Source organism: Paucibacter sp. JuS9, assembly GCF_044043925.2.
Taxonomy (GTDB): Bacteria; Pseudomonadota; Gammaproteobacteria; order Burkholderiales; family Burkholderiaceae_C; genus JAUASW01.
Genome location: NZ_CP194172.1, coordinates 1314651 through 1334981 on the forward strand (window position 1 = coordinate 1314651; position 20331 = coordinate 1334981).

Genomic DNA, 20331 nt, shown 5'->3' on the forward strand with positions numbered 1-20331 from the left:
GCTCTGGCGTCGCAATCTTTGTGCCTGCGCGCACAGCGCGCCATGCGGACTTGCCCGCTCGCTCAGGCGGTGCTGCGCATCGGGTTGTTCGGATGCGTCGTCCAGTTGGCGTACTCGCCGCTCACCGGCTTGCCGGTGCGCAGGTCCATCTCCCCGGGTGCGAGCTTTCGCATCGTGATCGTGTCCGGCACCGGACAGATCGAGACGCACAGGTTGCAGCCCACGCACTCGGCCTCGTTGATCTCGAAATGGCGTTGGCCGTCTTTCACGGCAAAGATGGCCTGGTGCGAGGTGTCTTCGCAAACCACATGGCAGCGGCCGCACTGGATGCAGCTGTCCTGGTTGATCACCGCCTTCTCGGTGTGGTTGAGGTTCAGCTGGTTCCAGTTCTTCACCGTGGGCACGGCCAGACCGCGCATCTCGTCGATGCTCTTGTAGCCCTTCTCATCCATGAAGTTGGAGAGGCCCGAGCACATGTCCTGCACGATCTTGAAGCCATAGACCATCGCGGCGGTGCACACCTGCACCGTGCCGCAGCCCAGCGCGATGAACTCGGCCGCATCGCGCCAGGTGGTGATGCCGCCGATGCCGGAGATGGGTAAGCCGGCCGTGGCTGCATCGCGCGCAATCTCGGCCACCATGTTCTGCGCGATGGGCTTTACCGCCGGGCCGCAATAGCCGCCGTGCGAGCCCCAGCCATCGGTGCTGGGGTTCATGATCATGCGGTCCAGATCCACGCCGATGATGGAGTTGATGGTGTTGATCAGCGACACCGCATCGGCGCCACCCGCCTTGGCCGCACGCGCGGGCATGCGCACATCGGTGATGTTGGGTGTCAGCTTCACGATCACCGGCAGGCGGGTGTACTGCTTGCACCAGGCCGTGACCATCTGGATGTACTCGGGCACCTGACCCACGGCCGAGCCCATGCCGCGTTCGCTCATGCCATGTGGGCAGCCGAAGTTCAGCTCGATGCCGTCGGCACCGGTGTCTTCAACCAGCGGCAGGATGTTCTTCCAGCTCTCTTCATTGCAGGGCACCATCAGGGAGACGATCATGGCCCGGTCCGGCCAGGCGCGCTTCACGCGCTTGATCTCCTCAAGGTTGGTGCGCAAGGGGCGGTCGGTGATCAGCTCGATGTTGTTCAAGGCAATCACGCGGCGGTCCTGGCTCATCAGCGTCGTGTAGCGCGGGCCCGATACGTTGACCACCGGCGGGTCTTCGCCCAGCGTCTTCCAGACCACGCCGCCCCAGCCTGCCTCGAAGGCGCGGGTCACGTTGATCTCCTTGTCGGTCGGCGGGGCCGAGGCCAGCCAGAACGGGTTGGGGCTCTTGATGCCCAGGAACTTGCTGCTGATGTCGGCCATGTTCAGCTCCTCAGTGCGGCATCGATGGAAATGGCGGCCTGCTTGCCGTGCTCGACGGCTTCGACCGTCAGGTCGCGCCCGCCGAAACGGCAGTCGCCGCCGGCCCACACCTTGGGGTGATTCGTGCGGCCGGCATCGTCGGTGGCGATGCGGCCGTTCTTCAGGGCGATGTCGGGCACGTCGGCGGGTTCGAAACTCTGGCCGATCGCCTTCAGGACCATGTCGGCTTCGAGCACGAATTCCTCGCCGGTCTCGACAAGCTTGCCTGCGCGCGCCTCGGTCACGGCAAAACGCACGCCGGTGACGCGGCCGCCGCTGGCGATGATCTCCTTGGGTGCGGCCCAGGTGCGCAGGGTCACGCCGTTCTTGCGGGCCCAGTCCTGCTCGTAGCCCGAGGCGCTCAGCGACTCTTCACCACGGCGGTAGACCATGGTGACCTCACGGGCGCCGAGCAGGCGGCTCTGCACCGAGGCATCGACGGCCGTCATGCCGCCGCCGATCACCACCACCTTGCGGCCAACAGCGACTGTGGCCGGATCGGACTGGCGGAGCTCGGCGATGAAGTCCACCGCATTGGCCAGGCCCTTGACCGAGGGCTCGTTCACGCCCAGCGAGTTGACGCCTGATAGACCCAGGCCCAGGAAGACCGCGTCATGGCTTTGCGTGAGCTGGGCCAGCGTGGTGTCGCGTCCGAGTACGGTCTCGTGCCGAACCTCGATGCCGCCGATGGACAGCAGCCACTCGACCTCCTTCTGCGCGAAGTCGCCCGTGGTCTTGTAGGTGGCGAGGCCGTATTCGTTCAGGCCGCCGAGCTTTGGGTTGGCATCGATCAGCGTGACGTCGTGGCCGCGCCGTGCGAGGCCATGCGCTGCGGCGAGGCCGGCCGGACCGGCACCAACGACGGCGATCTTCTTGCCGGTGGCGGCGGCGCGAGTGAAGAGCGGCGCGCCGCCTTTGGCGAAGAAGGCATCGGTCGCATAGCGCTGCAGGAGGCCGATCTCGACCGGCTTGCTCTCGTTGGTGTTGCGCACGCAGCCTTGCTCGCACAGCACCTCCGTCGGGCAGACCCGTGCGCACATGCCGCCCAGCGGATTCGATTCGAGGATGACCTGCGCAGCGCCGCGCGTGTTGTCCTGCGCGATGCGCTGGATGAAGCTCGGGATGTCGATGCCGGTCGGACAGGCGGTGGTGCAGGGCGCATCGAAGCAGTAGTAGCAACGCTCGGCCTCGATCAGCGCCTGGGTGCGGTTCAGCGGCGGGTGGGCATCGCAGAAGTTCTGCGCGTACTGCTCGGCGTTCAGGCGCGCGGCATGTAGGCCCGGCTGGTTGGGGTCCATGGGGATCTCCTGGCTTGGCATGGCAAGACACGGCGGACTGAGCCGCTGACCGTGAATAATTTACCGACTGGTAAAAAATAACCAGTTGGTAAATTCCCGCATGGCGCGCCGGCGCTCTCATGTTGAGATCAGTGCCTGGACGCAGCCGGGATAATTCCTGCCATGCCATTGACGAACAGGAAGAAGACCGCCAGCGCCGTGCGGCCGCCACGCCAGGCGCGGGTGCGCAAGGAAGCCCAGATTCGCGCCGAGGCCGAACGACAGTTCGCCCAGTACGGTTTCGAAGGCAGCTCGCTGGAGATGATCGCGGCCGGCCTGGGCCTGAGTCGCCACAACCTGCTGTACTACTACCCGAACAAGGAAGGCCTGTACCGCGCCGTGCTGGACGATGTGCTGGCCGAATGGCTGCAGCGCATGGAGGGTCTGGTGGCGGGTACCGACCCCGAGGCGGCGGTGCGCGATTACGTCGCCGCCAAGCTGCGCTTTTCGCGCGAGCGCGTGGCCGGCTCTCAGGTGTTTGCGCGGGAGGTCATGGCCGGTGCGCCGCGCTTTCGCGACGCCATCGAGTCGCGCGTGCTGCCGGCCTTGAATGCCGATGTGCAGACCTTCGAGCGTTGGGCGAAGGAAGGGCGCATCGCCTCGCTGGACTTCCGCCACCTGATGTTCAGCATCTGGGCCAGCACGCAGGCCTATGCGGACCTGGGCCCGCAGTTCGCCATCCTCCTGGGCAAGCCGGCGCTGGAGGCCGAAGACTTCGAGGCCGCCGAGGCGGTGATCCTGAAGCAGGTGCTGTCGGCCTTGTACCGCTAGCGCAAGCAGTACAGCACCTGCGCAGCGCCATGCCAGCTAGCTTGGCGAGCGCTTGGAGGCTCTGGCTGTCGCGCGCTGATGGGCGCCGGCACAGACTTCAGAGCAGGCTGAAGCGGTGCCGCAACATCTGGCTTTGCCGGCGTGACACGCTCACGCGGCGCCCGTCGCTCAGCTCGACCACCAGGCTGCCGTCAGGTGCCTGCAGGCCGACGATTGCGTCCAGCCGCACGATGGCCTGGCGACTGAGCTGCAGCCAGCGCTGAGGATCAAGACGCGGCAACAGGCGGGCGAGGCTGCCTGCGAGCAGGTATTCGCCGTCGGGCGTTTGCAGGCTGAGGTAGTTGTCGCGACTTTCGATCAACGTGATGTCGCCGAGTCGCACCAGCGCCATCCGTTCGCCGCGGCGCAACAGCACCCGATGATCGTCGGGCAGCAGGAGGCTGTGGGGCAGTGCCCGGCGTAGCCGTTCCAGCGCCTCGCCCAGCCGGGCCGGTTCCACCGGTTTGACCAGGTAGTCAAATGCGTTCAGATCGAAGGCCTCGACAGCGAAATCTGCATGAGCCGTACAGAAGATGATGCGTGCCTCGACACCCAGGGCCCGGGCCACGGCCAGGCCGTCCATGCCAGGCATCTGCACGTCCAGCAGCAGGGCGTCGGGTCGCAGCTCGCGCTGCAGGGGCAAGACCTGCTCGCCATGGCTGGCCTCGCCGACGATCTCGACCTCCGCATGAGCCGCCAGCAGGCGGCGCAACTCCTGGCGGGCCAGGCGTTCGTCGTCGACGATGAGCAGTCGCAAAGGCGTCATGCGGTGCCTCGCAGTGGCAGCGTCAGTGTGACCCTGAAGCGCTCACCGCCGCCTTCGATGCCGAGGCTGCCGCCGCAGGTCAGTTGCAGGCGCTGGCGCAGGCTGGCCAGGCCGCTGCCGAGGCCTGGCTGGAGTGGAGCGGCGCCTGCGAACGGGTTGCTGACGCTCAATTGCCAATGCTTGGGTGCCAGCAGCGCCGCCTCGATCATCAGCGTGCCCCCGTCCACTCTCGGCGCGATGCCATGCTTGACCGCGTTCTCGGCCAGCGACAGCAGTGCAAAGCGCGGCAAAGGCAGGTCCATGAGGGCTTCCGGCAAGCGCGCCTCGACCTGCAGCCGCTCCTCCAGGCGCAGGCCTTCCAATGCCAGGTAGTGCCGACTCAGCGCCCAATCCTCGCGCAGCGTGACCAGGCCATCGCCGCCGTCCAGGCTGCTGCGCAGCAGGGCTGACAACGAAGTCAGCATGTCTGCCGCGCGCTGCCGGTCCTCGAAGATCATTGCTCGCACACCGTTCAGTGCATTGAACAGGAAGTGCGGATGCAGCTGGCTCTGCAGCATCTGCAGCTGGGCACGCTCGGCCTGGCGGCGCCAGCGCTCTTGCTGACGCCGCTGCCAGACCAGCAGATAGAACAGGGCGGCGGTCAGGTATTGCAAGCCCGTCAGCACCAGCGAGCCACCGGCGGCGATGGCCATCATCTGTTCTCTGCTGAGGCTCAGCTGGTCTTGCGCAATCGCCAGCTCGCGGCCCTGCAGCAGCACGAGCGCGAATTCCAGGGCTACGTCGCCTGCCGCTGCCGCCGCGATGGCCAGCAGGCGCCGTGGCCAGGTCCAGGTTTCGCGTCGGGCCAGCCTGTCCAGCAGCAGCCACAGCAGGCCAGCGCGTAACAGCGCATGGACGGCCGTGACCAGGTCGCGGCCCGTGCCGTGCGGCGGGGCGTTCAGCAGCCAGCGTTCGATGGCGGCCGAGGCCAGGGCCTGAGCCAGGCACAGCCCCAGCAGCAGTAGGGCCAGGCGCCAGCTGGCCCGGGCCGGGCGGCCTTCAGCCGTCCACTCGTTCAATCTCGAATCCCTCCGCCTTGAGCAGGGCGTCCAGTCCATCGCTGCCGCCCAGGTGTCCGGCACCGACGGCGATGAAGAGGCGACGCCCTTCGCGCAGCAGACCGACCAATTTGTCGCGCCATTGTCGGTGCCTTTGCGTCAACAGCCGCTCGTGGGTGGCTGGGCTGAAGGCGGTCTCGCTCAGTTGCTGCTGCATGCCGGCCACATCGCCACGCAGCCAGGCCTCGTAGGAGGCGACGCCATCAGCCCCTTGCCGCTCGAGCAATCGGTCCAGCAGGGCGAGCTGGTCGGTTGCGGGCAACTCGCGCAGCAGGCTCATGCTGGCCTCCATGCCCTCCAGCTCCAAGAATGGCTTGTCCTTCAGTGCCTGATGCACCGCATGGAGGCTACCGGTCTCCGGGTTCAAGCCCTGCTGCACAGCCAGCAGCTTGGACAGGGCGCCCAGCGTGAAGAACGCCGGCATCGCATCCAGCTGCTCGCACGGCAGGCGGCGCTCGCTGCAAAGGACCTGGTAGCGGCGGCTGCGCTCCGGGTCGAGGCCGCCCTTGAACGAGGCGCCTTCCTGGCGCATGCCGACAATCAGCCGGGCCGCGGCCAGCTTGTCCGGCGGCATGCGGACCTCGCTGGCCAGGCCCTCGCTGCCGGCGAGCGCGCGCTGCACATAGGCCGGCAGCGTGGTCTCGCCGGGGCGGGCATAGGGCAGGGCGCCAAACAGCCAGGCGCTACCCCCGCCATTCAGGCGCACGCGCCACAAGGCCGGGCGCGGCATTGCCTGAGCAGCCTCAGCTGCGCGGTTCGATGGCGGTGCGGCGCCGTCTGTGGGGCCGGCCAGGACCTGCTGCGCGGACAGGGCCAGCAGCACCAGGGTCAGCCAGGCCGCGGCCGGTGCCGCCGCTTGCCAGCGGCTTGTGTTTGCTTTCATGGTTTCTCCTCCATGGTGTTGATGAAACGGTGCGGCAGCTTCGGGCATTGCCCCGCTGCCTCGCCAGCGCTTTCGTGGTGAGCGGTCGATACCTTGCGTCGAGCGGCTGACCCTGGTGTCCGCTGCAGCGACAATCGGCCGCATGAATGTCATGGACTATCCCGACGGCTTCCGCCGCGTCAGCCAGGCACTGGAGCAGCGGCAGCACGCCCATCGGCCGCTGTGGCTGGCCGAGGCCGCCCGCACCTCGCAGGAGGCGGCTGACGCCCTGGGCGTTTCCCTGGGCCAGATCGCCAAGTCGGTGGTCTTCAGGCGCAAGGCCGACCAGGCCGCGGTGCTGGTGATCACCTCGGGCGACAAGCGCGTGGACGAGGCCAAGCTGAAGGTCCATACCGGGGCCCTGGGCCGCGCCGATGCGGACTTCGTCAAGGCGCGTACAGGCTTCTCCATTGGCGGTGTGTCGCCGCTCGGTTTTGCACCGGCCGATGGCCAGGCAGCGCCGCAGCTCTTCGTGGACCGCGAGCTGTTCCGCTTCGACATCATCTGGGCCGCCGCTGGCCATCCGAATGGCGTGTTCAAGATGACGCCGGCTGAGCTAGAACAATTGACGGGCGCGCCCGTGATCGACGTGGTCCAGGCGAGCGAATGATGAATCCCTGCCCGCCACCCGTTGCCATCGGCGTTGCCTCGCCGTGCATCAACATCTGCCGCATGCATGGGCCGACCGGCCTGTGTGAGGGCTGTGCCCGCACCATCGACGAGATCGCCGCCTGGTCGCGCATGGAAGATGAAACGAAGCGGGCCGTCTGGGCGCTGCTGCCCGCGCGCCGCGAGCGCTTGATTGACCAAGGCGTGTTCACCGCCGCCACCGACGAGGACATGCCATGAAGACCCTGCGTTTCTATTTCGACCCGATCTCTCCCTACGCCGCACTCGCTTTCGAACAGCTGCCCGAAGCGCTGGCTGATTGCGGCAGCTACGAAGTGGAATACGTGCCCATCCTGTTCGCGGGTCTCCTGATGGCGCACGGCCAGAAAGGCCCGGCCGAGATCGAGAGCAAGCGCCGCTGGACCTTTCGCCAGATTGCATGGCAAGCCCACAAGCTGGGCATCCCCATGCAGACGCCGGCCCAGCATCCCTTCAACCCCTTGCCGCTCTTGCGCCTGGCCTGGGCCTGTGCCGCGCCGGGCAGTACGCCCAACCGTCACCAGGTCGAGACGATCTTTCGCCATGTCTGGCGCGGCGAGGGCGCCAACGCCGTCGATCCGCAGCGCCTGGCCGCGTTGACGCAAGACCTGGCCCCGCGGCAGGACCCGGCAAGCGATGCGATCAAGGTTCAGCTGCGTGAAGCGACCGAAGCGGCCCTCTTGAAGGGCGTGTTCGGCGTGCCGACCATCGAGCTGGATGGTCGCCTGTTCTGGGGCCTCGATTCGCTGGAAATGGTGGCCGGGGCCCTGCGCAGCGATGCCTGGTTCGAAGGCCCGGATTGGGATGCCGCAGGCGCAGAGCGTCCCGGCATCAAACGGCAATGATCTGAGGAAGAAAGGGCGCCTGGGACAAACCCGCGCCCGGCAATATTTCTCACATTGAGAAACAAAATCCTAGGGTTGCTGCGGAGTTTGTCAGCCTGCGTTCAGCCACGCGTCAGAGATCGGTCAGAGCCGGCGCCCATCATCGCGCCGTGGAATCACCGGGCGGTGGTTCTCGCATAAAAGCTTCACCGGAGACAAACATGGCAACTGCATCCGCGGTTTCCACCAACACGCCGATGTCGGCAGAGGAAAAGAAGGTCATCTTCGCTTCCTCGCTGGGCACCGTGTTCGAGTGGTACGACTTCTATCTGTACGGTTCGCTGGCACCGATCATCGCCAAGCAGTTCTTCACGGCTCTGGACCCGCAGGCGGCCTTCATCGCCTCGCTGATGGCATTCGCTGCCGGCTTCATCGTGCGCCCGTTCGGCGCTCTGGTGTTCGGCCGCCTGGGCGACATGATCGGACGCAAGTACACCTTCCTGGTGACCATCCTGATCATGGGCCTGTCGACCTTCATCGTCGGCTGCCTGCCCAATTACGCGACCATCGGAGCCGCGGCGCCGGTCATCCTGATCGGCTTGCGCATGCTTCAGGGCCTGGCCCTGGGCGGTGAGTACGGCGGTGCAGCCACCTATGTGGCCGAGCATGCGCCGCATGGCAAGCGCGGCGCCTACACCTCGTGGATCCAGACCACGGCGACGCTGGGTCTGTTCCTGTCGCTGATGGTGATTCTGGGCACTCGCGAGTATCTCGGCGCCAATGCCGCGACCTGGGGCAAGGATGCCTTCGAAGCCTGGGGCTGGCGCGTGCCTTTCCTGGTCTCCGTGCTGTTGCTCGGCATCAGCGTGTGGATCCGCCTGTCGATGAACGAGTCACCTGCCTTCAAGAAGATGAAGGCCGAGGGCAAGACCTCCAAGGCGCCGCTGTCCGAGTCTTTCGGCCAGTGGAAGAACCTGAAGATCGTCATCCTCGCGCTGATCGGCCTGACCGCCGGCCAGGCCGTGGTCTGGTACTCGGGTCAGTTCTACGCACTGTTCTTCCTGGCCAATGTGCTGAAGGTGGACGCCTCGACGGCCAACATCCTGGTCGCGGTCTCGCTGATCGTCGGCACGCCGTTCTTCGTGATCTTCGGTACGCTGTCCGACAAGATCGGCCGCAAGCCCATCATCATGGGCGGCCTGCTGCTGGCCATCGTCACGTACTTCCCGATCTTCAAGTCGCTGACCGAAACGGCCAACCCCAAGCTCGCCGCCGCCCAGGCCTCGGCCGAGATTGTGGTGACCGTGGATCCGGCACAGTGCTCGTTCCAGGGCAGCCCGATCTCGCGTGACGTGGACTTCGTCTCGCCTTGCGACATCGCCAAGCGTTCGCTGGCCCAGGCTTCGGCCAGCTACAAGACGGTTGAAGTGGCAGGAGCTCCTGGCACGGTGAAGATCGGCGAAAAGGAAATCGCTGCGCCCACCGCCACGACGATTGCTGGCGGCAACAAGTTCTCGGAAGACAGCGCCAAGGCCATCGCCGCCTTCAAGAAGGAAGTGGGCGAGGCCATGAAGGCCGCCGGCTATCCGGCCAAGGCCGATCCGATCCCGTTCGGCTCCGGTCAGTGGTGGAAGATCGTGGTCCTGCTGAGCATCCTGGTCATCTACGTGACCATGGTCTACGGCCCGATCGCCGCCATGCTGGTGGAACTGTTCCCGACCCGCATCCGCTACACCTCGATGAGCCTGCCGTACCACATCGGCAATGGCTGGTTCGGTGGCCTGATGCCCACGATCGCCTTCGCGATGGTGGCTCAGAACGGCAACATCTATCACGGCCTCTGGTACCCGATCACGATCGCCGCCATCACCCTGGTGATCGGCACGCTGTTCGTCAAGGAAACCAAGGACGTGGATATTTACGCCGGTGACTGAACGGTCATAGGCAAACAGATTTGACGAAGTTTGAGGCGGCCTGCGGGCCGCCTCTTTTTTTGTCCTTCTGCCGGCTAAGTTCTGCGTCAGGCAGGCGTCGCACAATCGCGGGCCTGTACCCGTTCATCAAAGAGGTTGATTGCCATGTGGAAGCTGCTTGTGGGTTTTGTCGTTTTTGCGGCCCTCGCCCTGTTCATCCTGTCGCGCGGTGGCGATATCGACATGAGCGGTGAAAAGCATGACGTTGCCGCCCATGCGGAGCCCGCTGCCTCGGTGGCCGCGTCGGCTCCAGAGGCCGCTGCCAGCGCCGCAGCATCGGCTGCCTCGAACTGAGTTCGTCTGTGCCGCGCGATCAACGCGCGCGGCACTTTTGAGCAGCGACTGGACGGTTACTTCAGCTGAGCACCGGTCGAGTCATAGACCTGCACGGTCACCGGAATGCCGGCGGCCACGCTGCGGGTCACGGTGCAATAGTCCTCGAACGAGGCCAGCACCCTGTCCAGGTGTTGGAGCGAGCCGGCTGCGACACCGAGGCGCAAGTCGGCCTGGATGCCGAGCACGCGCACCCGGTTCTCGCTGTTGCGCCCGACTTGCGCCGTGATGCGCGAGCTCAGCGGCTCGGGTGACTGCTTGTACTTGCGCAGCGCGAACAGCAACGAGTTGGACAGGCAATTGCCGACCGCCGCAGCCAGCAGTTGCACCGGCGAAGGTCCGTCTGCTCCGCTCAGCGGCGGCGGCTCGTCGGCCAGCAGCGGTGCCACGCCGTTGCCGAATTCGACTTCAAACTGATAGTCGTGCTGCTGGCGCAGCTCGATGCTGACGGTGGATTCGCTCATGGCGTTCTGTGCCTCTTCAGTTGCCGGCCTTGAGGCCGATTCGGCGCAGTATCGTCTCCATCAGACACCAGCGGCTGAAGCCGCTCTGCAGCAGGTTCACGCCGACGAAGGCGGTGAACGCAAGCCACCATGGGCTGACAAAGATCGGGCTGCCGGGAATGCCGAGGGCCAGCGAGAACGAGGATGAAGCTACCGGCGATCACACGCACGAGTTGCCATGAGGTCATTGAAGTTCTCCTTGGGATGAAACAAGCAGTTCGGGGCGATGCCGGTAGGCCGTGTAGTAAAGCGTCGGAATCACCACCAGGGTCAGCACGGTCGAGACCAGGATGCCGAAGATCAGTGAGATCGCGAGCCCGTTGAAGATCGGGTCGTCGAGGATGAAGAAGGCGCCCATCATCGCGGCCAGGCCGGTCAGCAGGATGGGCTGGGCCCGCGTGATGGCGGAGCTGACGATGGCCTCTTCGAATGCCATGCCGGCGCGCAGTTGCAGCTTGATGAAGTCCACCAGCAGGATGGAGTTGCGCACGATGATGCCGGCCAGCGCGATCATGCCGATCATCGAGGTGGCAGTGAACTGCGCACCCAGCAGCGCATGGCCAGGCATCACGCCGATCACGGTCAGCGGTATCGGCGCCATGATGATCAGCGGCGTGAGGTAGGAGCCGAATTGGGCCACCACCAGCAGGTAGATCAGCACCAGGCCCACGGCGTAGGCCAGGCCCATGTCGCGGAAGGTCTCGTAGGTGATCTGCCATTCACCGTCCCACTTGACCGCGTAGCTGCGCAGCGCGTCGTCGGGCTGGCGGATGAAATGCTCGTCCAGCGCGCCGCCATCAGGGCCGCGCAGCTCGGCCAGCTGCTTGCGCATGCCGAACATGCCGTAGAGCGGGCTGTCCACGGCGCCGGCCATGTCGGCCGTCACGTAGTTCACTGGCAGCAGGTCCTTGTGGTGGATGGGTTGCTCGCGCAGCGAGTCGCTGGGTCGCACCAGCTCACGCACCGGCACCAGCTTGCCGGCGGCCGTGCGCACGACCAGCGAGAGCAGGCTGTCCAGGTCTCCCTGCGCCTCGGGCGGCAGCTGGATCACTGCGGCGGCCGGATACTTGCTCTGGTCGTGCAGATAGGTCGCCGCACTGCCTGAGAACCCGGTGCGCAACGTGGCGACGATGGCCTGCTGCGAGACGCCCAGCAGGGCGGCCTTGGGGCGATCGACCAGCAGCAGCTGGCGCGGCGCGGCGGCGATGCTGGAGTCGTCGATGTCCACCAGGCCCGCAGTTTTCGCAAAGAGTGCACGCAGTTGCCTGGCCACTTGCTGGCGGCCTTCGGCCTCGGGTCCGTAGACCTCGGCCACGATGGGCGACAGCACCGGCGGGCCCGGCGGCACTTCTACGACCTTGACGTTGGCGCCATGGCGCTGGGCAATGGCCTGCAGCTGCTGGCGCACGCGCGTGGCAATCGCATGGCTCTTGTCCTTGCGCTCATGCTTGTCGACCAGATTGACCTGCAGGTCGCCTTGCTCGGGCAGGGCGCGCAGGTAGTACTGGCGCACCAGGCCGTTGAAGTTGATCGGCGCTGCCGTGCCTGCATAGGCCTGGTAGTTCAGCACCTCGGGCACGGTGGCCAGCTCTGCGCCCAGCTCGTGCAGCACGGCGGCGGTTTTCTCCAGCGGCGTGCCGGCGGGCATGTCGAGCACGACCTGGAACTCCGACTTGTTGTCGAAGGGCAGCATCTTGAGCATCACGAGGCCCGCCGCCGGCAAGGCCAGCGAGATGGCGATCAGGCCGGCGATGGAGAGGCCCAGCAGCTTGCGATTGCGGCCGCCAGCCTGAATATCCAGCAGCGGCGTGAAGACGCGGCGGAACAGCGGCGCGAGCTTGGCCGAGAGGCCGTGCAGGGCCTCGGGGTCATGATCGCTGCCGGCGGGCAGGGCCTTCATCCACAAGCGGGCCAGCCAGGGCGTGACCACGAAGGCGATGGCCAGCGAGAGCAGCATGCCCATCGAGGCATTGATGGGGATGGGGCTCATGTACGGCCCCATCAGGCCGCTGACGAAGGCCATGGGCAGCAGGGCGGCGATCACGGTCAGCGTGGCCAGGATGGTGGGGCCACCGACCTCGTCCACAGCGCCGGGGATCAGCTTCCAGAGCGCTTGGCCCGGATGCAGCTGCTGGTGGCGGTGGATGTTCTCCACGACGACGATGGCGTCGTCCACCAGGATGCCGATCGAGAAGATCAGCGCAAACAGCGAGACCCGGTTCAGGGTGAAGCCCCAGGCCCAGGAGGCGAACAGGGTGACCGTCAGCGTCAAGAGCACGGCCGTGCCCACGATGGCGGCCTCGCGGCGGCCGAGGGCGAGGAAGACCAGGGCCACGACCGAGGCGGTGGCGAACAGCAGCTTCTGGATCAGCTTGCCGGCCTTGTCGTTGGCCGTGGCGCCGTAGTTGCGCGTCTCCTCGACGCTGATGCCATCTGGAATCACCGTGTTGTGCAGCTGGGCCACGCGCTTCATCACGTTCTCGGCCACGTCAATCGCGTTCTGGCCGGCCTGCTTGGTGATGGCGATGGAAACGGCCGGGTACTCCTTGCCCTTCTCGCCATGCCAGACATAGCGGGCCGGCGTCGGAGCTCCGTCCTCGACCCGGGCCACCTCGCGCAGGTGGACCGGCCGGCCGGCACGCACGCCGACCACCAGCTCTTCCACATCGCGGGCGGAGGCGAGGAAGGGGCCCGCCTCCAGCTGCACCGCCCGATTGCCAGCCAGCAGCTCACCGAGCGGCAAGCCGGCGTTGGCCGATTGCAGCGCCTGGCTCAGCTCCAGCACCGTGATGCCGCTGGCATTGAGCCGTTCGGCGTCGACCAGCACGCGCAGCTGCCGGCCCGGGCCGCCGAGCGTCGTCACCTCGCGTGTGCCTTTCACGCGCTTGAGCTCCAGCTCCATGCTGTGGGCCACGCGCTCCAGGTCGTAGGCACCCGTGTTGCCTTGGCGGTTGAAGAGCGTCAGGGTGACGATGGGCACGTCGTCGATGCCCTTGGGCTTGATCAGCGGCGCGCCGACGCCCAGTCCCTGCGGCAGCCAGTCGGCATTGGCATGAATGGTGTCGTAGAGACGAACCAGGGCTTCGGTGCGAGGCACGCCGACCTTGAACTGCACGGTCAGCACGGCAAGGCCGGGCTGCGACAGCGACATCACATGCTCGACACCGACGATCTGCGCCAGCACCTGCTCGGCCGGGCCGGCCACCATCTGCTCCACATCCCGGGCGCCTGCACCGGGAAATGGGATCAGCACATTGGCCATGGTCACGTTGATCTGTGGCTCTTCCTCGCGCGGCGTCACCAGCACGGCGAAGATGCCGAGCAGCAGGGCCACAAGGGCCAGCAGCGGCGTGAGCTGCGCGCTCTGGAAGAAGGCGGCGATGCGGCCAGAGGCCCCGAGTTGGCGGGTCATGTCGGACCTCACTTCGAAAGGCGGGCCGCCAGCTGCGGCTCTGCCACCACCGATTCACCGGCCGACAAGCCGCTCAGCACCTCGACCTGCTCGCCCCGGCGTGTGCCCAGGCGCACCTGGCGCAGGATCGGCCGGCCCTTGGCATCGAGCACATAGAGCGCATCGAGCTCGGCCCTGCGCACCAGGGCGCTGGCCGGCACGATGAGCGCACTGCTGGCGTTGCCGGCATTGCTTGCGGTGCTCCGGGCTGCCACACGAGCAGACACGCGCGCGAACTGCCCGGGCACCAGACCGGCGAGCCGGGCCGGCAGGTCCAGGCGCAGCTCCTGGGTCATGGAGCCGGCGTCGACCACGGGCAGCAGCTGGCTGCGCGTGGGCTGGATGGACGCTCCCCCAGCGAGGCCGGGGATCTCGATCTGCCAGGCCGGATCGGCAGGCAGGGCGGCGGCGCTGCTCTGCGGCAAGGCGGCTGTCACGCGCAGCGCCGTGGGGTCGTAGACGGTCAGGAGCGGCCGGCCAGGCATGGCCATATCGCCAAGCATCACGGGGACCTCCGAGACGATGCCGTCATAGGGGCTGCGCACCAGGTACTGGCCACTCACCGTGCGCGCGGCGGCGGCCTGGGCGATCTGGGCGTTCAGCTGGGCGCGCGTGGACTTGAACTGGGCCTCGGCCTGGTCCAGCGCGGCCTGGCTGATGAAGCCCTTGGCGAGCAGCTGCTGCTGTCGCGCGAATTCGCGCTCGGCCAATTCAAGGCCGGCACGCGCGGCGGAGGCCTGGGCCTCGCTGGCCCCGGCGCTCTGTTCGGCGCTGCGCGCATCGATCTGCAGCAGCAGCTGGCCGGCCCGCACGCGATCACCGGCCTTGACTTGCAACTGCACGATGGCGCCCGGCACCTGGGCCGATAGCACGGCCTGGCGCACTGCCTCGACCCGGCCTTCGAAACGTGCGCCCTGCAGCGCCGAGGCCTGGCCGGCCACGAAGCTCTTGAGCGCCGGTTCGGCTGCCGGGCTTGCGCTGGCCAGCAGCAGACCCAGCATGGCGGCAAGCAGCGGATGCGGGCGGAGAGGGGTCTTGCTCATGTTGTAGGTTCCGGCGTTGAATTGTTGATCTATTATTTAACCAATCATGCAAATACGCAAGTAAGCAAGCTAGAATCACCTCAAGCAAGCCGGCCTCTGGCGCGGCAAAGTGCTCGACCACAGCGTCCCATGGAGTCGCCCGCATGCCCAAGAATACGATCAACCCAGTCGCCGTGATGGAAGAGATGCCGCTGCCGGCACTCGAGAAGGTGGCCGCCTATTTCCAGGCCCTGGCCGAGCCCACGCGGCTGCGCCTGCTCAACCTGCTGCGCGGCGGCGAGCGCAATGTGGGCGAGCTGGCCCAGCTGTGCGGCTACACGGCGGCCAATGTCTCTCGCCACCTGAGCCAGCTTCAGCAGCAAGGCCTGGTCGAGCGCGAGAGCCGTGGCACCAGCGCCTATTACCGGATCGCCGATGCGGCGGTCTACGAACTCTGCGACCTGGTCTGCGGCCAGATCGCCCGCCAGTCCGAACGCCAGGCCGATGTACGGGCCGCCTTCACGGCGCCGCCGCAGGCCGCTGCCGCCTCCCGATCCAAACGCTGAACTGGGTGCCCACCATGCATATCCATGACCTGAACCTCGACCCTCCCACCGCCCTGCAACTCCTGGAGCAGGGCCAGACCTGGCTGATCGACGTGCGCGAGCCCCACGAAGTGGCACGCGCGGCCTACGACCATGCGCGCGTAGTGTGCCTGCCGCTCAGCCAGCTGGAGCGCCGCCATGCCGAACTGCCTCGTGACGCCGACCTCGTGATGGCCTGTGCTGCCGGCGGTCGCAGCCAGCAGGCGATGCAGTACCTGCTGCACCAGGGCCATCAGCGTGTGCGCAACCTGGCAGGCGGCATGGGCGCCTGGCGCACCCATGGCCTGCCGGTGAAGCTGGGCGAATGAAGGCCGAGCAGCGCCTGCTGCTGCAGCGCTGCCTGGCCGGTATTGGCGAAGCCCGGCCCGCGGGCGGCCATCCGCTGCTGCTGGACGATCGTGCCATCGGCTGGCTGGACCAGCCTCGTGCGGCGTTGCTGCGGTCGCTGTGGCCGGCACTGCAGCTCGAGGGCAAGACGCTGCGCTGGCGTTCGGCCGGCCGTTCGGTCGATGCCTTGTCCGACGAGATTGGTGCCATTGCCGAAGCCTTGCGTGCGCGCGGCGAGATCAGCGGCTGGCGCAACGAGCGCTACCGCTGCGAGGCCGATGCCCGCAGCGCCGCGCGCGGCCGTGCCTTGTTCCGGCTCGAGCGTGCAGCATTCCGCTTCTTCGGCCTGCGCAGCCGCGCGGTGCATGTGAACGGCTGGACGACGGAGGGCCGCCTCGTCTGCGGTCGCCGTGCGCTGAGCAAGGCCACCGACCCCGGCGCGCTGGACAACCTGGCGGCTGGCGGCCTCCCGGCCGATGAAGCGGTGCTGGCTTGCGCGCGGCGTGAGCTGTGGGAGGAGGCGGGCCTGGCCCACGCGCAGAGCCGCCATCTTCAATGGCGCGGTCTGATCCATGCCCGCCGGATCGAGGCCGAGGGCCTGCACGATGAGCTGCTGCATGTCTACACGCTGCAATTGCCTGCAGCGTTCGAGCCGCGCAATCGCGATGGCGAGGTCAGTGAGTTCCTGAGCCTCACACCAGAGCAGCTCTGCCAGCGCCTCGCCGAGTTCAGCCCCGATGCAGCGGCCGTGGTCGCGCTGGAGCTGCTATTGCAGGGGCGCTGACGAGGCCTGCTGGCGGGCGAGGGCGTCCAGGGCCAGCAGGTGGTCTTCGATGAAGTCTTTCTCGACCCGCTCACGCTGCATCAGCTGCACCTGCTCGGCCAGTTGCTGGCGCAGGCGTTCCAGCTCTCCTCGGGCGGCCTGGCCGTCGCGCTCGGCAAGGTCGGCACGCTGGTCGGCATGCCTCAGCATGTTCTTGCAATCGGCCAGCAGCAATTGGCACTGGGCCAGTTGATCCTGCAGCGTCTTGACCTGGCTGCGCTGCTGCAAGCCTTGCTCGGCGCGCGAGCGGCCGGCCTGGCGCTCGGCCTCGTCGGCCCGCTTGCGCGTGGCTTCCAGCTCGGTCAGCAGGCGGCGGCGCTGCGTGAGCAGGCGCTCCAGCTCCACCTCCTGCAGGCGCCGCCACTCCTCGTAGCCTTCGGCGCTGACGCCGTCCAGCGATTCGAGCGCGCGCAGCCGGGCGGCATCGGGTTCGGGTTCGTCGAGCTCGAAGGTCGGTGCCTGGGTCTGCAGCGGCTGGCGCTGCCAGGCCACGGCACGCTCCGCGCGCTCGATCATGCGCATCAGCTCGTGGGCCACGCCCTTGAGCTGCTGGCCGGCTTCGCGCGATTCGGCCAGCGAGTGGGCGATGTATTGCTGGCGGCGCAGCTCATGCGCATTCATCTTCAGATAGCCGGCAACGGCGATCACCATGAAGCAGCCGTTGGCGGCCAGGACGCCAACGCTGGCGAGACTTTCGAGATTCATCGCTTGCGCCCTCAGGTCAGGAAGATGCTGAGTCGGCCTTCGCCGATGCCAGGCAGGCGCAGCTCGAAATCGCTGCGGCCGTTGTTGCGTTCGATCACGGTGGCCAGCTTGTCAAAAGGCTGGCTGCTCAGCTTGGCGGCATTGAAGGCCGGCACATCCGTGGACGTGCGCTTGCGCAGCTGGCCGGCGAGCGCCAGCATGAAGCGCTTGGCATGCTCGACATGGGGCTGGCTCGGCTGGCCGCGAGCGATGGACTTGCGGATGTCGTCCGGCGGATGGCCGGCGGCCATGCCGCCGATCAGGCAGACGGTGGCGGCGTCCAGCAGGCCCAGTGCATAGGCACCCTTGCGGCCGGCGCTGCTGTAGAGCGCCACCAACTGCGGGCATTGCTCGACCCAGGGGGCCTCATCGAAATGCTTGTTCAGTTCATAGCTGCGTGTGCCCAGATGCATGAAGAGCAGTTGCTGCAATTGCGCCACCGATTCGACGGCGGCCGCGCGGGCCGGGCCGGCGGCGGCAGCTTGAGGCACGGCTGCAGGCGCAGGCGCGCTCGTCGCCTTGGACGCTGGTGTGGTTTCTCCGCGCAAGCATTTCTTCACCGCGCTGCGCAGCACCCGGTCTTCGAACGGCTTGTGCAGGATGAAGGCAGCACCATTGCTGCGCGCCTGGCTGAGGCAGTCGGCTGCGGTTTCGGTGGTGATGAAGCCCACGGCCATGTCGGTGTGGCCCATCTGGCGCAGGGCCTGAAGCATCTCGATGCCGGTCACGCCCGGCATGTGCCAGTCCGAAAGCACCAGGTCGGGCCGGAAGCTGTCGACCTGGTCGAGCGCCTCGGCGCCGTTGCTGGCCGTGCGCACCTGAACCGGCTCCATGTCCCCCGATTCAAGAATGCGCCGGATGATGGCCTGGATGGCCCGACTGTCATCAACGACGAGTACCCGCCGGGGCGCTGTTTCCGCGCCTGCGTTCTGCACCATATCTGTCCGCTCCTATAGCCAGGGCTTGTGGCCCTGGACCTCATTCATTCGGAGCTCCCTGACGTCCTTGTGGCCGCCGGCTTCATGGCCGACTGGTCTCACCGAGCTCAACGACTTCTACCCTTGTCCCGTCCGCTGGTACTGCACGGTGGGGGCGTTGTGGGAGCGGAGTGTCTGACGCCTCGGCGGCTTGCGACTAAGGGTTAACGGTGCGTTTCGCGCACAAATCGATACAGCTGGCGGGAAGCGTGCGTTTTACGCACATCAAAAGGGGGTGACGCGTTGCTTTGCGCCTACGGCTGGCGCTGCCAGCGCTTGTCCACCAGCATTTCGTGCGGCTTGAAATGCGATTTGTAGGCCATCTTCTGGCTGTCGGCGATCCAGTAGCCGAGGTAGAGGTGCGAGAGGCCCAGCTCCTGGGCCTGGGCAATCTGCCACAGCACGTTGTAGGTGCCGTAGCTGGCTTCGTCGTCCGGATCGTAGAAGGTGTAGACGGCCGACAGCCCGTCCGAGAGCACGTCCAGGATGGAGACCATCTTCAGTTTGCCGAGGCCGCCGCCCTCAAGGGGCTCGCGGAACTCCACCAGCCGCGAGTTGATGCGGCTTTGCAGCAGGAACTGGGTGTACTGGTCGATGCTGTCCTGGTCCATGCCGCCGCCCGAGTGGCGGCCGGCCTGGTAGCGCAGGTAGAGCTCGTAGTGCTCCGGCATGAAGGAGAGCGCCATCACCCGCGCCACGAGACCTTCATGCGCTTTCCACGCGCGGCGCTGGCTGCGCGAGGGCTTGAAGTCGGCCACCGGCACTCGCAGGGGCACGCAGCCGTTGCAGCCGTCGCAATAGGGCCGGTAGGTGAACATGCCGCTGCGGCGAAAGCCCGCGGCCACGAGGCCGGAGTAGGCATCGGCGTGGATCAGATGGCTGGGCGTGGCCACTTGCGAACGCGCCATCCGGCCCGGCAGATAGCTGCAGGGATAGGGCGCAGTGGCATAGAACTGCAGTTGCGCCAGCGGAAGTTCTTTGAGCTTGCTCACGATGCCCCGATTCTGGCATCCAGCAAGGCCCAGTCGGCCGGGCGGAAACGCCAATCCGTCGGGGTGGGCTCAGCAACGGTGCGCTCGAGATGGGCCTCGAACTCGGCGCGCGGCCGCTCCCGTGCGCCGAGCGAAGCCAGATGGCCGGTGTTCTGCTGGCAGTCGATCCAGCGGATGCCGTGGCGCCGGCACAGGCAGATCAGGGCGGCCATGGCGATCTTGGAGGCGTCGGTGCGGCGCATGAACATCGACTCGCCATAGAACATCAAACCGAGGTTGACGCCGTAGAGGCCGCCGACCAGCTCGCCGCCCGTCCAGGTCTCGATGCTGTGCAGCAGGCCCAGCCGGGCGAGTCGCATATAGGCCTGCTGCATCTCGGGCAGGATCCAGGTGCCGTTCTGGCCCTCTCGCGGGCTGCTGGCGCAGGCCGCCAGCACGGCTGGCGTGGCGCTGTCCACCCGGATCTCGCAGGCCGGGTCGAGCGCGAAATGCTGCAAGGTCTTGCGCAAGGAGCGAGAGAGCTTGAACTCATCGACCTGCATCACCATGCGCGGGTCGGTGCTCCACCAGAGGACGGGCTGGCCCTCGCCGTACCAGGGGAAGATGCCGCGCGAGTAGGCCAGTTTCAGCCGCTCGGGAGAGAGGTCGCCGCCGGCAGCCAAGAGGCCCGGCGCGTCGCTCTCCGGGCCCAGGGCCATCGAGGTGGGAGGGAAGTCCAGGTCGCGCTCGTCCAGCCAGGGAATCATGGGCGCCGATGGTAACGTTCGCTCC

21 protein-coding genes and 1 pseudogene are annotated in these 20331 nt (G+C 66.8%); 9 read left to right on the forward strand and 13 right to left on the reverse strand.

The features are described from left to right. Nucleotides 1-62: 62 nt before the first annotated feature. Both preA and ABT392_RS05825 read right to left on the reverse strand, forming a co-directional pair. Nucleotides 63-1367 carry an NAD-dependent dihydropyrimidine dehydrogenase subunit PreA gene (gene preA, locus ABT392_RS05820; RefSeq protein WP_395386350.1) on the reverse strand — a complete coding sequence of 435 codons (1305 nt, stop codon included), beginning with the start codon at nucleotides 1365-1367 and terminating at the stop codon, nucleotides 63-65. A 2-nt stretch (nucleotides 1368-1369) separates the two neighbouring features. Continuing rightward, entirely contained in the window at nucleotides 1370-2704 is a 1335-nt protein-coding gene (locus ABT392_RS05825) for an NAD(P)-dependent oxidoreductase (RefSeq protein WP_395386349.1), read from the reverse strand. A gap of 162 nt (nucleotides 2705-2866) precedes the next feature. Here ABT392_RS05825 and ABT392_RS05830 point away from each other — a divergent pair, with 162 nt between their 5' ends. Further along, nucleotides 2867-3514 (forward strand): TetR family transcriptional regulator C-terminal domain-containing protein, encoded by a 648-nt coding sequence (locus ABT392_RS05830; protein WP_395386348.1) that lies wholly within the window; start codon nucleotides 2867-2869, stop codon nucleotides 3512-3514. A 97-nt stretch (nucleotides 3515-3611) separates the two neighbouring features. Here ABT392_RS05830 and ABT392_RS05835 read toward each other — a convergent pair whose 3' ends face one another. The 3 genes from ABT392_RS05835 to ABT392_RS05845 are packed head-to-tail and all read right to left on the reverse strand — an operon-like array spanning nucleotide 3612 to nucleotide 6299. Then, nucleotides 3612-4319 (reverse strand): LytR/AlgR family response regulator transcription factor, encoded by a 708-nt coding sequence (locus ABT392_RS05835; protein ID WP_395386347.1) that lies wholly within the window; start codon nucleotides 4317-4319, stop codon nucleotides 3612-3614. After that, nucleotides 4316-5377: a sensor histidine kinase gene (locus ABT392_RS05840; RefSeq protein WP_395386346.1), complete on the reverse strand. Its 1062-nt coding sequence runs from the start codon at nucleotides 5375-5377 to the stop codon at nucleotides 4316-4318. The genes ABT392_RS05835 and ABT392_RS05840 overlap by 4 nt, the downstream gene beginning before the upstream one ends. After that, nucleotides 5358-6299 (reverse strand): TraB/GumN family protein, encoded by a 942-nt coding sequence (locus ABT392_RS05845; RefSeq protein ID WP_395386345.1) that lies wholly within the window; start codon nucleotides 6297-6299, stop codon nucleotides 5358-5360. The genes ABT392_RS05840 and ABT392_RS05845 overlap by 20 nt, the downstream gene beginning before the upstream one ends. Nucleotides 6300-6441: 142 nt before the next feature. Between ABT392_RS05845 and ABT392_RS05850 the strand changes: the two genes are divergently transcribed. The 5 genes from ABT392_RS05850 (at nucleotide 6442) to ABT392_RS05870 (ending at nucleotide 10077) form a co-directional block, all read left to right on the forward strand. Then, nucleotides 6442-6948, forward strand: coding sequence for a YbaK/EbsC family protein (locus tag ABT392_RS05850; RefSeq protein WP_395386344.1), 507 nt, complete (start codon nucleotides 6442-6444; stop codon nucleotides 6946-6948). Further along, on the forward strand, nucleotides 6945-7187 hold the full coding sequence (locus ABT392_RS05855) for a DUF1289 domain-containing protein (RefSeq protein WP_395386343.1): 243 nt from the start codon (nucleotides 6945-6947) through the stop codon (nucleotides 7185-7187). The genes ABT392_RS05850 and ABT392_RS05855 overlap by 4 nt, the downstream gene beginning before the upstream one ends. Continuing rightward, nucleotides 7184-7831 carry a 2-hydroxychromene-2-carboxylate isomerase gene (locus tag ABT392_RS05860; RefSeq protein WP_334277156.1) on the forward strand — a complete coding sequence of 216 codons (648 nt, stop codon included), beginning with the start codon at nucleotides 7184-7186 and terminating at the stop codon, nucleotides 7829-7831. The genes ABT392_RS05855 and ABT392_RS05860 overlap by 4 nt, the downstream gene beginning before the upstream one ends. 200 nt (nucleotides 7832-8031) lie before the next feature. Next, nucleotides 8032-9744 (forward strand): MFS transporter, encoded by a 1713-nt coding sequence (locus ABT392_RS05865; RefSeq protein ID WP_334277155.1) that lies wholly within the window; start codon nucleotides 8032-8034, stop codon nucleotides 9742-9744. A 144-nt stretch (nucleotides 9745-9888) separates the two neighbouring features. After that, nucleotides 9889-10077, forward strand: coding sequence for a hypothetical protein (locus tag ABT392_RS05870; protein WP_334277154.1), 189 nt, complete (start codon nucleotides 9889-9891; stop codon nucleotides 10075-10077). A gap of 56 nt (nucleotides 10078-10133) precedes the next feature. Here ABT392_RS05870 and ABT392_RS05875 read toward each other — a convergent pair whose 3' ends face one another. The 4 genes and pseudogenes from ABT392_RS05875 to ABT392_RS05890 form a co-directional block, all read right to left on the reverse strand. Beyond that, nucleotides 10134-10580, reverse strand: a complete 447-nt coding sequence (locus tag ABT392_RS05875; RefSeq protein WP_395386342.1) for an OsmC family protein — start codon at nucleotides 10578-10580, stop codon at nucleotides 10134-10136. Nucleotides 10581-10596: 16 nt separating this feature from the next. Next, nucleotides 10597-10807, reverse strand: a pseudogene (locus ABT392_RS05880) (YgaP family membrane protein). Next, nucleotides 10804-14031, reverse strand: coding sequence for an efflux RND transporter permease subunit (locus tag ABT392_RS05885; RefSeq protein WP_334277150.1), 3228 nt, complete (start codon nucleotides 14029-14031; stop codon nucleotides 10804-10806). Before ABT392_RS05885 ends, ABT392_RS05880 begins: the two are co-directional and overlap by 4 nt. An 8-nt stretch (nucleotides 14032-14039) precedes the next feature. Then, nucleotides 14040-15113 carry an efflux RND transporter periplasmic adaptor subunit gene (locus tag ABT392_RS05890; protein WP_395386341.1) on the reverse strand — a complete coding sequence of 358 codons (1074 nt, stop codon included), beginning with the start codon at nucleotides 15111-15113 and terminating at the stop codon, nucleotides 14040-14042. Between the two features lie 176 nt (nucleotides 15114-15289). Here ABT392_RS05890 and ABT392_RS05895 point away from each other — a divergent pair, with 176 nt between their 5' ends. Genes ABT392_RS05895 through ABT392_RS05905 form a run of 3 tightly spaced genes read left to right on the forward strand, consistent with a single transcriptional unit; the run spans nucleotide 15290 to nucleotide 16808 of the window. Beyond that, complete coding sequence (locus ABT392_RS05895; protein WP_395386854.1) at nucleotides 15290-15658, forward strand: ArsR/SmtB family transcription factor; 369 nt, start codon at nucleotides 15290-15292, stop codon at nucleotides 15656-15658. A 14-nt stretch (nucleotides 15659-15672) separates the two neighbouring features. Then, the gene (locus ABT392_RS05900) at nucleotides 15673-16005 is read left to right on the forward strand and encodes a rhodanese-like domain-containing protein (protein WP_395386340.1); all 333 of its coding nucleotides are present in this window, start codon (nucleotides 15673-15675) and stop codon (nucleotides 16003-16005) included. Continuing rightward, nucleotides 16002-16808 carry an NUDIX hydrolase gene (locus ABT392_RS05905; RefSeq protein WP_395386339.1) on the forward strand — a complete coding sequence of 269 codons (807 nt, stop codon included), beginning with the start codon at nucleotides 16002-16004 and terminating at the stop codon, nucleotides 16806-16808. The genes ABT392_RS05900 and ABT392_RS05905 overlap by 4 nt, the downstream gene beginning before the upstream one ends. On the opposite strand, the gene ABT392_RS05910 is transcribed toward ABT392_RS05905, so the two are convergent. The 4 genes from ABT392_RS05910 to aat form a co-directional block, all read right to left on the reverse strand. Then, a complete protein-coding gene (locus tag ABT392_RS05910; RefSeq protein WP_464970934.1) occupies nucleotides 16791-17552 on the reverse strand; it encodes a hypothetical protein in 762 nt (253 codons plus the stop codon). The genes ABT392_RS05905 and ABT392_RS05910 overlap by 18 nt on opposite strands. Before the next feature lie 11 nt (nucleotides 17553-17563). After that, nucleotides 17564-18529: a response regulator gene (locus ABT392_RS05915; RefSeq protein ID WP_395386337.1), complete on the reverse strand. Its 966-nt coding sequence runs from the start codon at nucleotides 18527-18529 to the stop codon at nucleotides 17564-17566. A gap of 293 nt (nucleotides 18530-18822) precedes the next feature. Continuing rightward, nucleotides 18823-19560, reverse strand: coding sequence for an arginyltransferase (locus ABT392_RS05920; RefSeq protein ID WP_334277144.1), 738 nt, complete (start codon nucleotides 19558-19560; stop codon nucleotides 18823-18825). Further along, entirely contained in the window at nucleotides 19557-20306 is a 750-nt protein-coding gene (aat, locus tag ABT392_RS05925; RefSeq protein ID WP_334277143.1) for a leucyl/phenylalanyl-tRNA--protein transferase, read from the reverse strand. Before aat ends, ABT392_RS05920 begins: the two co-directional genes overlap by 4 nt. Nucleotides 20307-20331: the final 25 nt, after the last annotated feature.